The 14,075-nt window shown below is 63.1% G+C and carries 11 protein-coding genes and 1 other RNA gene; 6 read left to right on the plus strand and 6 right to left on the minus strand.

Annotated features, from left to right (window positions below; all coding sequences use genetic code 11):
• Nucleotides 1-139: 139 nt before the first annotated feature.
• Nucleotides 140-3,781, plus strand: coding sequence for an AsmA-like C-terminal region-containing protein (locus IVA95_RS12965; protein ID WP_247510831.1), 3,642 nt, complete (start codon nt 140-142; stop codon nt 3,779-3,781).
• Here IVA95_RS12965 and IVA95_RS12970 read toward each other — a convergent pair.
• Nucleotides 3,778-5,355 carry an ABC-F family ATP-binding cassette domain-containing protein gene (locus IVA95_RS12970; protein WP_247510832.1) on the minus strand — a complete coding sequence of 526 codons (1,578 nt, stop codon included), beginning with the start codon at nt 5,353-5,355 and terminating at the stop codon, nt 3,778-3,780. The two genes, IVA95_RS12965 and IVA95_RS12970, sit on opposite strands and share 4 nt — an antisense overlap.
• Nucleotides 5,356-5,634: 279 nt before the next feature.
• Between IVA95_RS12970 and IVA95_RS12975 the strand changes: the two genes are divergently transcribed.
• Nucleotides 5,635-6,213 carry a tetratricopeptide repeat protein gene (locus tag IVA95_RS12975; RefSeq protein ID WP_247510833.1) on the plus strand — a complete coding sequence of 193 codons (579 nt, stop codon included), beginning with the start codon at nt 5,635-5,637 and terminating at the stop codon, nt 6,211-6,213.
• 52 nt (nt 6,214-6,265) lie between these two features.
• On the opposite strand, the gene IVA95_RS12980 is transcribed toward IVA95_RS12975, so the two are convergent.
• The 5 genes from IVA95_RS12980 to ssrA form a co-directional block, all read right to left on the minus strand.
• Nucleotides 6,266-6,523: a ribbon-helix-helix domain-containing protein gene (locus IVA95_RS12980; RefSeq protein ID WP_247510834.1), complete on the minus strand. Its 258-nt coding sequence runs from the start codon at nt 6,521-6,523 to the stop codon at nt 6,266-6,268.
• Nucleotides 6,520-6,708, minus strand: a complete 189-nt coding sequence (locus IVA95_RS12985; protein WP_057847076.1) for a DUF4169 family protein — start codon at nt 6,706-6,708, stop codon at nt 6,520-6,522. Before IVA95_RS12985 ends, IVA95_RS12980 begins: the two co-directional genes overlap by 4 nt.
• 268 nt (nt 6,709-6,976) lie before the next feature.
• On the minus strand, nt 6,977-8,392 hold the full coding sequence (gene fumC, locus IVA95_RS12990; protein WP_247510835.1) for a class II fumarate hydratase: 1,416 nt from the start codon (nt 8,390-8,392) through the stop codon (nt 6,977-6,979).
• A 72-nt stretch (nt 8,393-8,464) separates the two neighbouring features.
• The gene (locus IVA95_RS12995) at nt 8,465-8,980 is read right to left on the minus strand and encodes a ClpXP protease specificity-enhancing factor SspB (protein ID WP_247510836.1); all 516 of its coding nucleotides are present in this window, start codon (nt 8,978-8,980) and stop codon (nt 8,465-8,467) included.
• A gap of 143 nt (nt 8,981-9,123) precedes the next feature.
• Nucleotides 9,124-9,481: a transfer-messenger RNA gene (ssrA, locus tag IVA95_RS13000) on the minus strand.
• A 408-nt stretch (nt 9,482-9,889) separates the two neighbouring features.
• Between ssrA and IVA95_RS13005 the strand changes: the two genes are divergently transcribed.
• The 4 genes from IVA95_RS13005 to IVA95_RS13020 all read left to right on the plus strand — a co-directional run bounded on the left by IVA95_RS13005 (nt 9,890) and on the right by IVA95_RS13020 (nt 14,071).
• Nucleotides 9,890-10,390 carry a tripartite tricarboxylate transporter TctB family protein gene (locus IVA95_RS13005; RefSeq protein ID WP_213254379.1) on the plus strand — a complete coding sequence of 167 codons (501 nt, stop codon included), beginning with the start codon at nt 9,890-9,892 and terminating at the stop codon, nt 10,388-10,390.
• Nucleotides 10,391-10,397: 7 nt separating this feature from the next.
• Entirely contained in the window at nt 10,398-11,963 is a 1,566-nt protein-coding gene (locus IVA95_RS13010; protein ID WP_247510837.1) for a tripartite tricarboxylate transporter permease, read from the plus strand.
• Nucleotides 11,964-12,076: 113 nt separating this feature from the next.
• On the plus strand, nt 12,077-13,060 hold the full coding sequence (locus IVA95_RS13015; RefSeq protein WP_247510838.1) for a tripartite tricarboxylate transporter substrate binding protein BugD: 984 nt from the start codon (nt 12,077-12,079) through the stop codon (nt 13,058-13,060).
• Nucleotides 13,061-13,276: 216 nt separating this feature from the next.
• Nucleotides 13,277-14,071 (plus strand): thymidylate synthase, encoded by a 795-nt coding sequence (locus IVA95_RS13020; protein ID WP_247510839.1) that lies wholly within the window; start codon nt 13,277-13,279, stop codon nt 14,069-14,071.
• Nucleotides 14,072-14,075 lie beyond the last annotated feature (4 nt).

Here is a 14,075-nt window from a genome sequence, read left to right on the forward strand (position 1 = left end):
ACCTGGCGAGGCTTCTGTCAGGGCTCCTGTCAGTATGCCGCTGTGACTTCGCCATACTTCACTCTATATTCCGGGCAGCTCCGGGGCAGGGTCCGGCATGGCGCGCGGCCTGCGCCGGGGCGATTCAAGGGGAGGCACCGTGCAGACGACGCTGCTCGGCCTGGCAATCGCCTTCATCATTGCGCTGATTGCCGCGCTGGTCGGGCCGTATTTTATCGACTGGAACCAGTTTCGGCCGCAATTCGAGGCTGAGGCGAGCCGGATCATCGGCGCGCCCGTCCGCGTCGGCGGCAAGCTCGACGCGCGCCTGCTGCCGGCGCCGTCGCTGCAACTGCACTTGGTCACGGTCGGCGGCGTCAATGATCTCGGCAAGGTTCGCGCCGACAAGCTTGACGTGGAATTCAGCCTGGGCTCGCTGATGCGCGGCGAGGTGCGCGCCACCGAATTGACGATCAACCGTATTTCGCTCGATCTCGGCCTCGATTCGAAAGGACGGATCGACTGGCCGGCGTCGACGGGCGCGTTCAATCTGGGTTCGCTGGCGATCGATCGGCTCAATCTGACCGGCCGCATTGCCCTGCATGACGCGGTCAGCCGCTCTACGCTCGAACTGAACGACATCGCTTTCAGCGGCGACGTGCGTTCGCTGGCTGGTTCGATCCGCGGCGACGGCAATTTCATGCTGTCGGGCACGCGCTATCCGTTTCGCGTCTCGTCAGGGCAGGGTCCTGACGGCAACGGTACCCGCGTTCATCTCAATATCGATCCGGGCCAGCGCGCGCTCGCAGCCGATCTCGACGGTGTCTTGAGCTTCGATGCCCGCGCGCCGCGCTTCGAAGGTGCAGTAACCCTGGCGGCTCCCGCTCAAAAGGCCAAAGGCGATGAACCGCCGTGGCGCATCGCTGCCAAGGTCAAGGCCGATTATTCGGCTGCCCGGCTCGAACAGGTCGAAGTGACCTATGGCGCCGAAGAGCGCGCCCTGAAACTTGCAGGCAGCGGCGACATCCGTTTCGGTGCGACGCCGCTGTTGCGCGCGGCGCTGTCGGCACGTCAGCTCGATGCCGACAGGTTCGTTGCCAAGGAAAATGGCAAAGACAATTCGACTGAGCCGGCACGTGCGCTGCCGACGCTGCAGTCGCTCAGCTCCGTCATTCCGCATCTGCCGATCCCGGCGCAAATCGAACTCGCCTCCGAGCAGGTCATCCTCGGCGGGCGCCCATTGCAGGACATCGCTGCCGAGCTCGAAGGCGATGCCAAATCCTGGCGCGTCCACCGGCTGGAGTTCCGGGCGCCCGGCGCGACCAGGGTTTCGCTCAGCGAGGCAGGCGCGAAGAGCGCTGCACCGGAGCGCTTCAAGGCCGCGCTCAGCGTCGAATCCTCCGATCCCGACGCGCTCTTGACCTGGCTGCAGGGCCGCGGCGACATCGCTTATCGCAGCCAGAAGCCGCTTCGCCTGCGCGGCGACATCACCGTGGCGCCCGAAGGCTTTGCCATCGACACCATGAAGGCCGATATCGATGGCGGCACCGTGGAGGGGCGGGTGGCGGTGTCGCGCCGGCAGGCCGATCGCGGCTCCCGGATCGATGCCGAACTGAAAGCGGCGCGTCTTGATCTGGACGCCGCCACGGCCTTTGCCCGGTCGCTGATGGGGCCGCAAGGCGAGTGGCCGGACGAGGGAAAGCTTTCGCTCGATATCGGCCGCGCCACTTCCGCCGGCCAGGAGCTATCTCCGCTGCTCGCCAGGCTGGCTTACTCGCCGGCGAAAATATCGCTCGAGCAGTTGAAGGTCGGCGAGCTTGAAAACGTGACGCTGGATGGCGCGGGCAATTTCGACCGCCTCAACGCGACCGGATGGTTCGCGCTCAATTCGAGCGCCGCCTCGCTCGGCCGGCTGACCAGCCTGATCGTTCCCTTTTCACCGCCGCTGGCCGCGCGGCTCAATGCGATGGGGACGAGCCCGGGTCCAGCGCGCCTGAAGCTGGCGGTCGACCTCACCCAAAATGCCGGGCCGTCCGATCGCGTCCAGGCACGCGCCACCGCCGAACTCGACTCGCCGCTGCTCAAGGGCACCACCACGATTACCGCCAGACCTGCCGTCGCGGCGATCCAGGGCATCGATCTGGCCGCGCTCCAGCGCAGCGAAGTCTGGATCGATTCGAAATTGTCGTCGGAGCAAGGTCGCACCTTGCTGGCGTTGCTCGGCTTCGATCGCGCCATCACGGCGGGCGATGGCCCCGCGCAATTCGAGAGCACCGCGACGGGTGCGTGGGGTGCGCCGTTGCGGCTCAAGGCAAAGATCTCGGGAACGGGACTCGATGCCGAAGCAGAAGGCTCCGCCGAACCATGGGCGCCGGAGGCAAGGGCAGTTCTCGGACTGAAAGTTCGCAGCGCCGATTTCGGACCGCTGCTCGATCTCAAACCGGCGGATACGCTGGCGCAGAACATCGGCCTGTCGTCGCGCGTGCAACTCACCGGCAACCGGCTGACCTTCGATGATCTCGACAGCAGCATCGGCGGCTCGCGCCTGCGCGGCCGCGTCGCGGTGACGCTCGGCGAGGAAAAGGAGATCGAGGGCGAAATCGGCGCTGAGCAACTCGCGTTGGCGCCGACCTTTGTCCTGGCGCTCGGCGCGGCCGGACACGATGCCGCCGAGCCGCTCGGCCCCGGGCTGGCGAAAGGCTGGCGCGGCAGGATCGCGTTTCAGGCGTTGCGTGGCCTGCTCCCGGGCGGAAGCGAATTGCAGCCGGTGAGCGGGGTGGTCAAGAGCGACGGCCAGTCGCTGACCTTCGATACCATCAAAGCCAGGATCGGCGGCGGCGATGTCACGGCCACGATCGATGCAAGGCCGGGCGCGCACGGAATTGCCTTGAACGCGAGCGTCCAGCTTTCCGGTGTCGAGGGCACGGCGCTGCGCTATCGCAATCTCGCGATGCCTGCCGGCCGCGCGTCGATGCAGATGACGCTGACGACCCAGGGCCGCAGCGCCTCGGCGCTGGCGGGCGCGCTGTCCGGCAGCGGAACGCTGACGCTGGAGGCGGCCAGAATCTCGGGACTCGATCCGCGCGCTTTCGAAGTGGCGGTCCGCGCCAATGACAGCGGCCAGGCAAAGGACGACGTTCGATTGAAGCAGATCGTCGAATCCGCCTTGCCGGCCGGCGCGCTTGCGGTGCCTTCGGCACAAATCCCGTTCACCATCAGGGACGGCCGGCTTCGCGTCGGCGCGACGGCGCTGGACGGCAATGGCGTGCGGGCCACCGTCTCCGGCGGATATGATATCGCCGCCGATCAGGCCGATATCCGCGCCGCCCTTTCGCTGACGATGACGACCGGGCGTCCGGAAATTCAACTGCTCGCCGTGGGCACGCCCGATGCGCTGAGCCGCAGCGTCGACGTTGCCCCGTTGTCTTCGTGGCTGGCGGTGCGCGCGATCGACCACGAAACGCGAAGGCTCGATGCCATCGAGCGCGGCGAGCCGCCGCCGCCGGCGCCGCCGCCAATCGTGCTGCCCACGGAGGGCCAGTTGCCGATTCCGGAGGCGGTGCCGAGCGCCCCGGTCGCGCCCAAGGGTCGCGACCCACGGCGACCTCCGGCGAAGAAGACGACGGCGCCGCGTCCGCCCGTCGTCAACGCGCCGCCGGCGCCTGTCGCAGGCCAGCCGCAGGTTGCACCGCTGCCGCCGCCGATCGATGTCAGGCCCGCGCCCGGCGCCGCCAGGCCGAAGCCGCGTCCGCCGCTTGCGCTGACACCGCAGTTCGCCAATCCGCCGCCGGGCTCGAACTAGCCAAGCGCAATCTGCCGGCCGATTGCAATCGCCTTCAGAAACGCCTCATCGTGGCTGACTACGATCAGCGCGCCGTCGAATCCTTTCAGCGCATGTTCCAGCTCCTCGATCGAGGCGAGATCGAGATGGTTGGTTGGCTCGTCCAGCAGCAGGAGCAGAGGCGGCTGCGGTCGCGCGAATACGCAGGCCAAACCCGCGCGCAGCCGCTCGCCGCCGCTCAGCGTCGCCGCGATCTGCAGCGCCGCCTTGTTACGGAACGCAAACCGCGCCAGGGCGGCGTGCGCTGCGTTGGCCGAGAGTTCCGGATTGAGGCGCCGCAGATTGTCGAGAATGCTCGCTTCGGCATCGAGCAGGCCGACATGCTGATCGAGCACGGCAATACGATCGGTGAAAAGGCCGATGTCGCCGCTCGCAGGTTTCAGCTCACCGGTGAGCAGGCGGAACAAGGTGGTCTTGCCAGAACCGTTAGTGCCGCGGATGGCGATCCGCTCGGGTCCGCGAACCCCAAACGACAACGGTCCGAACAGATGACGCTCCCCAAAAGCCATCACCACGTCCTTGAAGGCGACGAGTTCGCGGCCGCCGGGCAGATGGGTGCGGGGTAGATCAATCGAAAGCGGCGTCAGAATCTCGACGTGCGCCTTGGCCAGTTCCAGCGCCTCGGTGCGCTCGCCGAGCAGGCGGCTGGCGAGCCCGCTTTCACGCCCGGCGCTGTTCTCGGCGCGCTCTTTCTCGCGGTCCATGAACATCTTGTCCTCGATGCCCTTGGCGCGCCAGGCGCGGCCGGCCTTGTCGCGGCGCGCTTTCTTTTCCAGCGCCTTCTGCACTGCGCGTTCGGTATTGCGCAGGGCGTCCGAGGCGCGGTCGAGCTCATCGGTGGCTCGGGCCCGCGCCGCCTCACGCGCCTTGGCAAATTCCGGCCACGCGCCGCCGAACAGGGTGACGCCGACCGGTGTCAGTTCGATGATGCGGTCAACGCGTTCGATCAGCGTGCGGTCATGGCTGGCGACGAGGACGCCGCCCCGCCAGCGCTCGAACATCTGCGCCACGACCTGCCTTCCGTCAGCATCGAGATTGTTGGTCGGCTCGTCCAATAGCAGCACATCCGGTGCCTCGATCAAAAGGCGCGCCAGCGCCACCCGCGTTCGCTCGCCACCGCTCAAGGAGACGATCGGGCGATCCAGCGGCAGCGACGGCAGTCCAGCTTCGACCAGCGCCGCCTGTATTCGCGCTTCCAGCGTCCAATCCGCCTCGGTCGCGTCATCGAGGGATCCTTCGCCGCGTTCGAGCCGGCGCAGGCGGGCGAGACCGGTTGTGACGCCGAGCGCCTCGCCGGCCGTCAGCCGTTCATCGGTCAGTTGCGCGAGCATGCCAATCGAGCCGATGCGTTGCAGCGATCCGCCAGCAGGTTCGATCTCGCCCGCAATCAGGCGCAGCAATGAGGATTTGCCGCAGCCGTTGCGGCCGACAAGGCCGGTGCGCTCGCGCCCTATGGCGAGCGTCAATCCGTCGAACAGCGGGCGTCCGTCAGGCGTGGCAAGGCAAATGGAATCCAGAACGAGAAAGGCAGGCATAGAGAGCTTCCGAAAATGGACTGAGGTCGCGAGGCGCGGTCAGCGTTGCGATGTCCATTTCTCTCTCCAGGGTTTCTCGGCGGACTTTGTCAGCCGATCGTCGTCGGTTCCGCCCGCCGCTTTTTGCAGGGAACTGCAACGACGGTCAAGATACCCATTGCCGTCATTCGTCTGCAAGGCGCGCTTCCCGCGCGATCCGCGGGAATACTTCACGCCCGGCGGGGTCTCTACCTCCGGCTGGACCGTGGATTCGCTCACGCAGGAAAACCGGAGGTTCGCATGATGGAGTCGGCTATCAAGTTTGCAATGCTGGCCATGTTTTCGATGGCTCTGATCGCTTCGCCGCCATCCCTTCCGGCCTTTGCCGCGGGAGGCGGCAGCGATCCACCTTCGGCGAACCCGCCGCCGCCGGACACCCGGTCTGCCCCCAAGTCCACTTCCAAAACCAAGAAGAAGACCACCAAACAGTCGAGCGTCGACGATGATGCATTCCGGAAGGGGTACCGTGCCGCACATGCGACGATCTACGAGCGCAACGACTTTGCTGGGGCCATCGAGCAGCTAAAGGCGCTCGGCCGTGACGACAACGCTGATGTCGCCAATCTGATCGGCTATTCCTATCGCAAGCTTGGCGACTACAGGCTGTCGCAGGTTTGGTACGAGCGCGCGTTGAAGGCGAATCCGAACCACGTGCTGACCTGGCAGTATTACGGCCTGTGGCAGGTCGAGCAGGGCAACCGCGACCAGGCATCATATCATCTTACGCGGATCGCGGCGATTTGCGGCACGGCTTGTGAGGAGTATCGATCGCTGGCCGCGGCGCTCGAAAAGCCGCCCGGCACCGGACTCGTTTATTGAGCTTATGAGGTAACAGGGCGGGTGCGTTGCGACGCGCTCGCCTGATCGAGGCTTACGCCTGCGGCCGCGGCGCGTCCGGCGCGGCGGCCGGCTTGGCGCGGGTGCGGAAATAGTCGAGCACGAAGAGACGGATCGCCGAGGACAGGTTGCCCTGCTGGCGATTGCTGTCGATCTCGCCGACCAGTTCGGACAGCGTCATGTTCCGCAGGCCCGAGATTTCCTTCATCCCGTTCCAGAAAGCTTCTTCGAGGCTGACGCTGGTCTTGTGACCGGCAACGACGATCGAGCGTTTGACGACGGGCGACTTCATGATGCGTCTCCGTCCTCGAGCTTGTGCTGGTCCAGAAGATCGCCGGCGCGATCCTTGCGACGTTCATCGAGCGCGCGTTCGGCCTTGGTCCGGCCAAACCGTGCGCGGTTGGCATCGGCTTGCTTTGCCGATTGTTCCCGTTCGGTACGCTTCTTGAATCGCTTCAGATTGATCACGTCTCCCATGCTCGCCTCCATCATCCGGCGACTCGAAGACATGATGATTCATGGGGCGGAAAAACGTCGCGTCGTGCGCAAGCAAATTGGATGGTCATTCGGAATCCCCGTCTGCCGGCTCTGATAGCATCAAAAATACATTTCGCCCTGCGAAAATCGAATAATTCCTGCTCCTACCATGCGTCAACACAACGGCGATAGATGATCCACCTCATTCTTCAGGTATCATCGATAATTTATATCTCTCATCCGTAGTTTCCCGGGGGCGATGCGGCGATCAGCCCGGGTGTGTCATTTTGTCCGGCTGCACCAGACGTTCGAATTCGGCGGCGTCCACAAACCCGAGGCGCACAGCCTCTTCCTTCAACGTTGTCCCGCGCGCGTGTGCCGATTTGGCGACCTTCGCCGCGTTGTCGTATCCGATCTTGGGAGCCAGTGCAGTGACCAGCATCAGCGAGCGCTCCATCAATTCGCGGATTCGCTTTTCGTCCGCGCGGATGCCCACCACGCAATGTTCGGTGAACGAGCGCGCCGCGTGCGACAGCAGTTGAATGGAATGCATCATACAATATGCCAATATGGGTTTGTAAACATTCAATTCGAAATGTCCCTGGCTGCCGGCGACGGTGACGGCGGTCTGGTTGCCGAACACCTGACAGCAGACCATGGTCATCGCTTCGCACTGGGTCGGGTTGACCTTGCCGGGCATGATCGACGAGCCCGGTTCGTTTTCCGGCAGGATCAATTCTCCGAGACCGGAACGCGGGCCCGAACCCAACAGGCGAATGTCATTGGCGATCTTGAACAGGCCGGTCGCCACCGAATTGATCGCGCCATGCACCAGCACATAAGCGTCGTTGGAAGCCAGCGCCTCGAACTTGTTGGGTGCGCTGGTGAAGGGCAGTTTTGTAATCTTCGCGACATGCGCGGCGAACAGCTTGGCAAATTTCGGCTTCGAGTTGAGACCGGTTCCGACCGCGGTGCCGCCTTGCGCCAGCGGGAACAGTTCCTTCACCGCGGTTTGCAGCCGCGCGATCCCGCTCTCGACCTGCGCGGCATAGCCCGAAAACTCCTGCCCCAGCGTCAAGGGCGTTGCGTCCTGGGTGTGGGTTCTCCCGATCTTGACGATCCTAGCGAACGCCTTTTCCTTCTTGCGTAATTCGCGACGCAACTCGTCGAGCGCCGGAATCAGGTCGGCGACGATGCGTCCGGCAGCAGCGATATGCATCGCCGTCGGAAATGAATCGTTCGACGACTGACTCATATTGACGTGGTCGTTAGGATGGATCGGGTTTTTGGCGCCGAGCTCGCCGCCCAGCATTTGGTTGGCGCGATTGGCGATCACCTCGTTGAGGTTCATGTTGGTTTGGGTGCCTGAGCCGGTCTGCCAGACGACGAGGGGAAAGTGATCGTCGAGCTTGCCTTCGATCACCTCGCGTGCGGCGCGGATGATGGCGCCGGCTCTGCGTGCATCGAGCAGTCCGAGCTCCCGGTTGGTTTGGGCGGCGGCGAGCTTGACGATACCAAGCGCATGCACGATCGCGATCGGCATGCGGTCCTGGCCGATCTTGAAATTCTGTCGCGAGCGCTCGGTTTGCGCGCCCCAGTAGCAGTCGGCGGGAACGTCGATCGGACCGAAGCTATCGGTCTCGCTGCGGGTAGATTTGTTTCCGGATGTTTTTGCTTGAGCCATACGTAATGTCCGTTGCGCCATGAAGGGGCGGAACGCGTACACTACAGCGTCGTGGATTTTCTCGCGCTTAGATTATTTCTTGCGGAAACGATCCAGTCGCACCACTTCCGCGCCTTCGCTCGTCTTCGCCGGCTCGTCCTTGATTTCCGCAGCGGGCTCCGGCGCGGTGACGGGCAGGGCGGACGGCGCGGAAACTGCCGGCAGCTTCGCCGCCGGCGCCTCTGCCGCCGTTTCCGACGGCTCGAATTGCAGGCCGAACTGTACCGACGGATCGAGGAAGCTCTTGATCGCCGCGAACGGCACCACCAGACGCTCGGGGATACCGCCGAACGACAGGCCGACCTCGAAACGATCCTCCGTCACCACCAGATCCCAGAACTGATGCTGCAGAATGATCGTCATCTCTTCCGGATATTGCGCCAACAGCCGCGGCGACAGCTTCACGCCGTCGGCGGTGGACAGGAAGGTAATGAAGAAATGATGCTCGCCGGGTAGGCCGTGTTCGGCCGCGTCAGCCAGCACACGGCGCAACACTCCGCGCAGCGCGTCGCGCGCCAGCACGTCATAACGGATGTGATCGGTCGCCATGGTCGTCCTGTCAGGTTTTATGGCCGCCGGTCTCCCGACTCGCCCCTTTGCCCCCATGCTACCCCGGCGGGAGCCGCAGGTCAGCAGGCGCGACGGATCGAATTTGCACCAACGGCTCCGTCGGCCGGAAATGAAAAGAATTAAGTGGAGGCTTCTGTTGCCAGGTGCCTCCGAACCCCGCCTAGCGGAGCTTAACCCGCTAGGACTTTAGATCGGTCTTTCAAACTGCGTTACGCAGCCTGAGCAACCGGAGCATAGTTGTCGTTTGCAACTATTGCATAGCCCGATAACGGCGGAACAATACCGGGAAAAAACTCGTCCTTTACGCCCTCGTCGATCCTGGTTCGCCCCCGCCGAAACCCACCACGGCAGGGGTGGGCTTGGGTGGAGGCGCCGGGTACTGCCCCCGGGTCCGAATGGTTTATTGCGACGGTCATTTATTTCCATAGCCGGCGAACCGGCACTCCCAATATAGGGTGCAGGTTCGGAGAAAAACAGGGCCAAAGGCGCCGAACGGGAGGGGAACATGACACCTCACTTTCGGTTTGCTGTCGCCCAGTTGCGGTTTCGCCACGGATTCGACGATTTCAAAATGCGCCGTTCACACCCCTTGCATAAATTATGCGCAGTTCGCCGCCATCCCAGCGTTCGCCCCGGGGCCCTAACGTGTGGTTCGTAACGTGACTAGCAATTCGCTCGCGTGTGCTGCAGCGCGCCAGCCGCAAAAGTTGCGATCTGCCCTTTACAGGGTCTGAAGGCGGCTTTGGCCGCTCCGTTTACCGTCGGCGCTGCAGTGTTTTGGGTTTTGCTGGCGTTGTCTGAGGAAAGTCGCTAGGCAGTTTGCGGGACAAGTATCCAGGTTATCCAAGCAAACGGGCGAGAAGCCTGTCTTGGGGAGGAGAGATATCCATGAATGCTACGCCGGGCCATGCGCCGGTCAAATCCATCATGCCGAAATGGGTTCGCAACCCGCAGGAGTTTGTCGGCGGAATTGCCTTGATGGCGATTGCCGTGTTCGCCCTCTGGGCGTCGAGCGACCTGCAGGGCATGCGCGGATTTTCGTTCGGCGCCGGCACCGCGCCGCGGATGTTCGGATTTTTGCTGCTGGGACTAGGCGCCCTCATCACCGTCGTCGGCGTTGTCACCGAAGGTCCCCACCTTGCGAAATATCATTGGCGGGGACCGTTTTTCGTGACGATCGCGATTTTGACGTTTGCCTTCACGATCCGGCCCATGGGAATGATCTTTGCCGCCATGGCCGCCTTCTTGATCGCGGCATGCGGGTCACCGGAAACCCGGTGGAAGGAGACGCTGATCGTTGCCGTCTGCCTGACGGCGTTTTGCGCCCTGTTGTTTCCATATGCGCTCGGCCTGCCTTTGCAGCTCCTGCCGACTTTCATGATCCGGTGAGGGTGCGATGGGAGATATTTTCTCAAATCTTGGACTCGGCTTCGGCGTCGTTTTCCAGTTCGTGCAGTGGACACCCGCCTTCCTTGGCGGAATTTCCATTCCGATCCCGGTCAATATTCTGCTGTGCCTGATCGGCGCACTTGTCGGTACGCTGGTTGGCGTGCTGCCCGGCATTGGCACCATCGCTACGGTGGCCATGCTGCTGCCGATCACCTTTGGCCTGCCCCCGGTAGGCGCACTGATCATGCTGGCAGGCATCTATTACGGTGCGCAATATGGCGGCTCGACCACGTCGATCCTGGTCAATATTCCAGGTGAGGCCGGCTCGGTGGTCACTGCGCTTGACGGCTTCCAGATGGCGAAGAAAGGTCGCGCCGGCCCGGCGCTCGCGATCGCCGCGATTGGATCGTTCTTCGCCGGCTGTGTCGCAACCGTGCTGATTGCCCTTCTAGGTGCGCCGCTCACCAGGGTGGCGCTGGCGTTCGGACCTGCCGAATACTTCTCGCTGATGGTGCTCGGCTTGATTTTCGCGGTTGTGCTCGCGAAAGGCTCGGTGCTGAAGGCGATCGCGATGATCGTGCTCGGCCTGCTGCTTTCGATGGTCGGGTCCGACATCGAGACCGGCGCGTCTCGCATGGCCTTCAACATTCCCGAACTGGCTGACGGTCTTGGTTTTGCTACGCTGGCGATGGGATTGTTCGGCTTTGCAGAGATCATTCGCAATCTCGATGCCGGCGGCGAAACCGATCGCAAGCTGGTCCAGGAGAAGGTGTCGGGACTGATGCCGACGCGAAGGGATCTCAAGGAGACGGCCCCCGCGATCCTGCGCGGCACCGTGCTCGGATCGATTCTCGGCATTCTGCCGGGCGGCGGCGCCGTGATCGCATCATTCGCGGCATACACGCTGGAGAAGAAAGTCGCGAAAGATCCGTCGAAGTTTGGTCATGGCGAAATCCGCGGCGTCGCAGCACCCGAGAGTGCCAACAATGCTGCAGCCCAGACTTCGTTCATTCCATTGCTGACGCTTGGTATTCCGCCCAACGCGGTGATGGCGCTGATGGTCGGCGCGATGACGATTCACGGCATCGTGCCCGGTCCCCAGGTGATGCAGAAACAACCGGACCTGGTGTGGGGCATGATTGCCTCGATGTGGGTCGGCAACCTGATGCTGCTGATCATCAACCTGCCGCTGGTCGGGATATGGGTGCGGCTGTTGCGCGTGCCATACCGGTTGATGTTCCCTTCGATCGTGGTTTTCTGCTGTATCGGCATCTACTCCGTGAACAACGCGCCAACCGACGTCATGATCGCTGGTGCGTTCGGTTTGGTCGGCTACTGGCTGATCAAGCACGATTTCGAGCCGGCGCCGTTGCTGCTTGGGATGGTGCTCGGGCCGCTGATGGAAGAAAACCTGCGCCGCGCACTCCTGATCTCGCGCGGTGATTGGTCGGTCTTCCTGACGCGTCCATTGTCGGCGGTGCTGATGGCGATTGCCGCGGCGTTGCTCATCCTTGCGGTGCTGCCGTCGCTACGCAAGAAGCGCGATGAGGTGTTTGTGGAATCGGAGAACTGACCTGCGTCGGTGCGCCGCAGCCCGAAGCTGGTCGGCTTCGGGCTAATTTTCTATGCCACGGAAAATGCCGGCGGGCATGTTCGGCATTGCAACGATTTCGGGAGGAGATCAAAATGAATTGGTATGGTCGCTCGCTTGCGAGCGCTTGCTTGGCCGCGCTTGCCGGACTGGGGTTTCTCTCTGCACAGGCGCAGGCTCAAGCCTATCCAACGCGCAGCATCACCATGATCGTGCCGTTCGCGGCGGGAGGACCGACAGATGTCATCGCGCGCATCGTCACCGGCCATATGGCGCAGACGCTCGGTCAATCCATCATCATCGAGAACGTCGTCGGCGCCGGCGGCACCACCGCCACCACGCGCGCCTCGAAGGCTGCCAATGACGGCTATACGTTGATCACCGGGCATATGGGGACGCATGCGGCTTCCGTGTCGCTTTATCCCAAGCTGGCCTACCATCCGGAAAAGGATTTCGAGCCGGTCGGCCTGCTGGCCGGCACACCGATCCTGATCCTGGCGCGGAAGGATTTCCCACCGAAGGATCTCAAGGAATTCATCACCTATGTGAAGGCAAATGAATCCAAGGTCAACGCGGCGCACGCCGGCGTCGGTTCGGTCTCGAATGTGTCGTGCGAATTGTTGAACTCGATCCTGGAAGTCAAGCCGATCGGCGTTCCCTTCAACGGCACCGGCCCTGCGATGAACGCGCTGGTGGGCGGGCAGGTCGATTACATGTGCGACCAGATCGTCAACGCTGTGCCGCAGATCAATGGCGGCACCATCAAGGCCTATGCGGTCGCGACCCCCGAGCGCAATCCGTCCCTGCCCAACGTTCCGACCACCACGGAAGCGGGCTTGCCGGCATTCCAGGCCCAGGCATGGAACGCGATCTTCGCGCCAAAGGGAACGCCGCCTGCCGTCATCGCCAAATTGAACGAAGCGGTGGTCAAAGCGCTGGATGATGAGGGCGTGCGCAAGCGCCTGCTCGAACTCGGCAGCGTGATCCCCCCTGCCGCCGATCGCACCCCTGCTGCGCTGGGGGCGCTGGTGAAGAATGAGATCACCAAATGGACGGCGGTGGTTAAGCCGCTCAATTAACATAGGGTTTACAAGCGAAGTGCCGGGCGGTCCGCGCAAAGAAAACGCTACCCGAACAAGACCGTGCGAGGGGCGGGACCCAGGTTCCGCCCCTTGTCGTTTGTGCGGGGGATGATCATTTTTCCGGGTATAATCGGTGTGCGCAGCCGAATCGGCGTGTCGATCGGCTGTCCCGGCCGCTAAATTCGCCGTCCGAAAAGGCCTGAAGCACCAGCCATGAACCAGTACCACGACCTGCTCGAACGGATCCTCTCAGACGGCGCGGAAAAGCATGACCGCACCGGCACCGGCACGCTGTCGATCTTCGGTCACCAGATGCGCTTCAACCTGTCGGCCGGTTTTCCGATGCTGACCACCAAGCGGCTGCCGCTGAAGGCGATCGTGCACGAATTGCTCTGGTTCCTGGCCGGCGACACCAATATCAAGTATCTCAAGGACCACGGCGTTTCGATCTGGGATGAATGGGCCGACGCTAACGGCGATCTCGGCCCGGTCTACGGGTCGCAATGGCGCTCGTGGCCAGCGCCGGACGGGCGCAGCATCGACCAGATTTCCAACGTCATCGACATGATCAGGCGTAACCCGGATTCACGGCGGCTGATCGTGACCGCCTGGAATCCGGCCGACGTCGACAAGATGGCGCTGCCGCCCTGTCACTGCCTGTTTCAGTTCTATGTCGCGAACGGCAAGCTCTCCTGCCAGCTCTATCAGCGCTCGGCCGACGTGTTCCTCGGCGTGCCCTTCAACATCGCGTCCTATTCATTGCTGACGATGATGGTGGCGCAGGTGACCGGACTAAAGCCCGGTGACTTCGTGCACTCGCTGGGTGACGCGCATCTCTACTCCAACCACCTCGAGCAGGCGCGGCTGCAACTGACGCGGCCGACGCGGCCGTTGCCGGTCATGAAGATCAATCCTGACGTGAAGGATATCTTCGCGTTCCGCTACGAGGATTTCGCGCTCGAAGGCTACGATCCGCACCCGCACATCAAGGCCGAAGTCGCTGTATGACCAG

Origin of the sequence: Bradyrhizobium sp. 157 (assembly GCF_023073815.1) — a bacterium.
GTDB lineage: Bacteria > Pseudomonadota > Alphaproteobacteria > Rhizobiales > Xanthobacteraceae > Bradyrhizobium.

Excerpts from the sequence above, each read along its gene's own strand:
- IVA95_RS12975 (WP_247510833.1), top strand. The coding sequence starts at position 5,635 with ATGATGGAGTCGGCTATCAAGTTTGCAATGCTGGCCATGTTTTCGATG.
- IVA95_RS13010 (WP_247510837.1), top strand. The coding sequence starts at position 10,398 with ATGGGAGATATTTTCTCAAATCTTGGACTCGGCTTCGGCGTCGTTTTC.
- IVA95_RS13005 (WP_213254379.1), top strand. The coding sequence starts at position 9,890 with ATGAATGCTACGCCGGGCCATGCGCCGGTCAAATCCATCATGCCGAAA.
- IVA95_RS12980 (WP_247510834.1), bottom strand. The coding sequence starts at position 6,523 with ATGAAGTCGCCCGTCGTCAAACGCTCGATCGTCGTTGCCGGTCACAAG.
- IVA95_RS12970 (WP_247510832.1), bottom strand. The coding sequence starts at position 5,355 with ATGCCTGCCTTTCTCGTTCTGGATTCCATTTGCCTTGCCACGCCTGAC.
- IVA95_RS13015 (WP_247510838.1), top strand. The coding sequence starts at position 12,077 with ATGAATTGGTATGGTCGCTCGCTTGCGAGCGCTTGCTTGGCCGCGCTT.
- IVA95_RS13020 (WP_247510839.1), top strand. The coding sequence starts at position 13,277 with ATGAACCAGTACCACGACCTGCTCGAACGGATCCTCTCAGACGGCGCG.
- fumC (WP_247510835.1), bottom strand. The coding sequence starts at position 8,392 with ATGGCTCAAGCAAAAACATCCGGAAACAAATCTACCCGCAGCGAGACC.
- IVA95_RS12985 (WP_057847076.1), bottom strand. The coding sequence starts at position 6,708 with ATGGGAGACGTGATCAATCTGAAGCGATTCAAGAAGCGTACCGAACGG.
- IVA95_RS12995 (WP_247510836.1), bottom strand. The coding sequence starts at position 8,980 with ATGGCGACCGATCACATCCGTTATGACGTGCTGGCGCGCGACGCGCTG.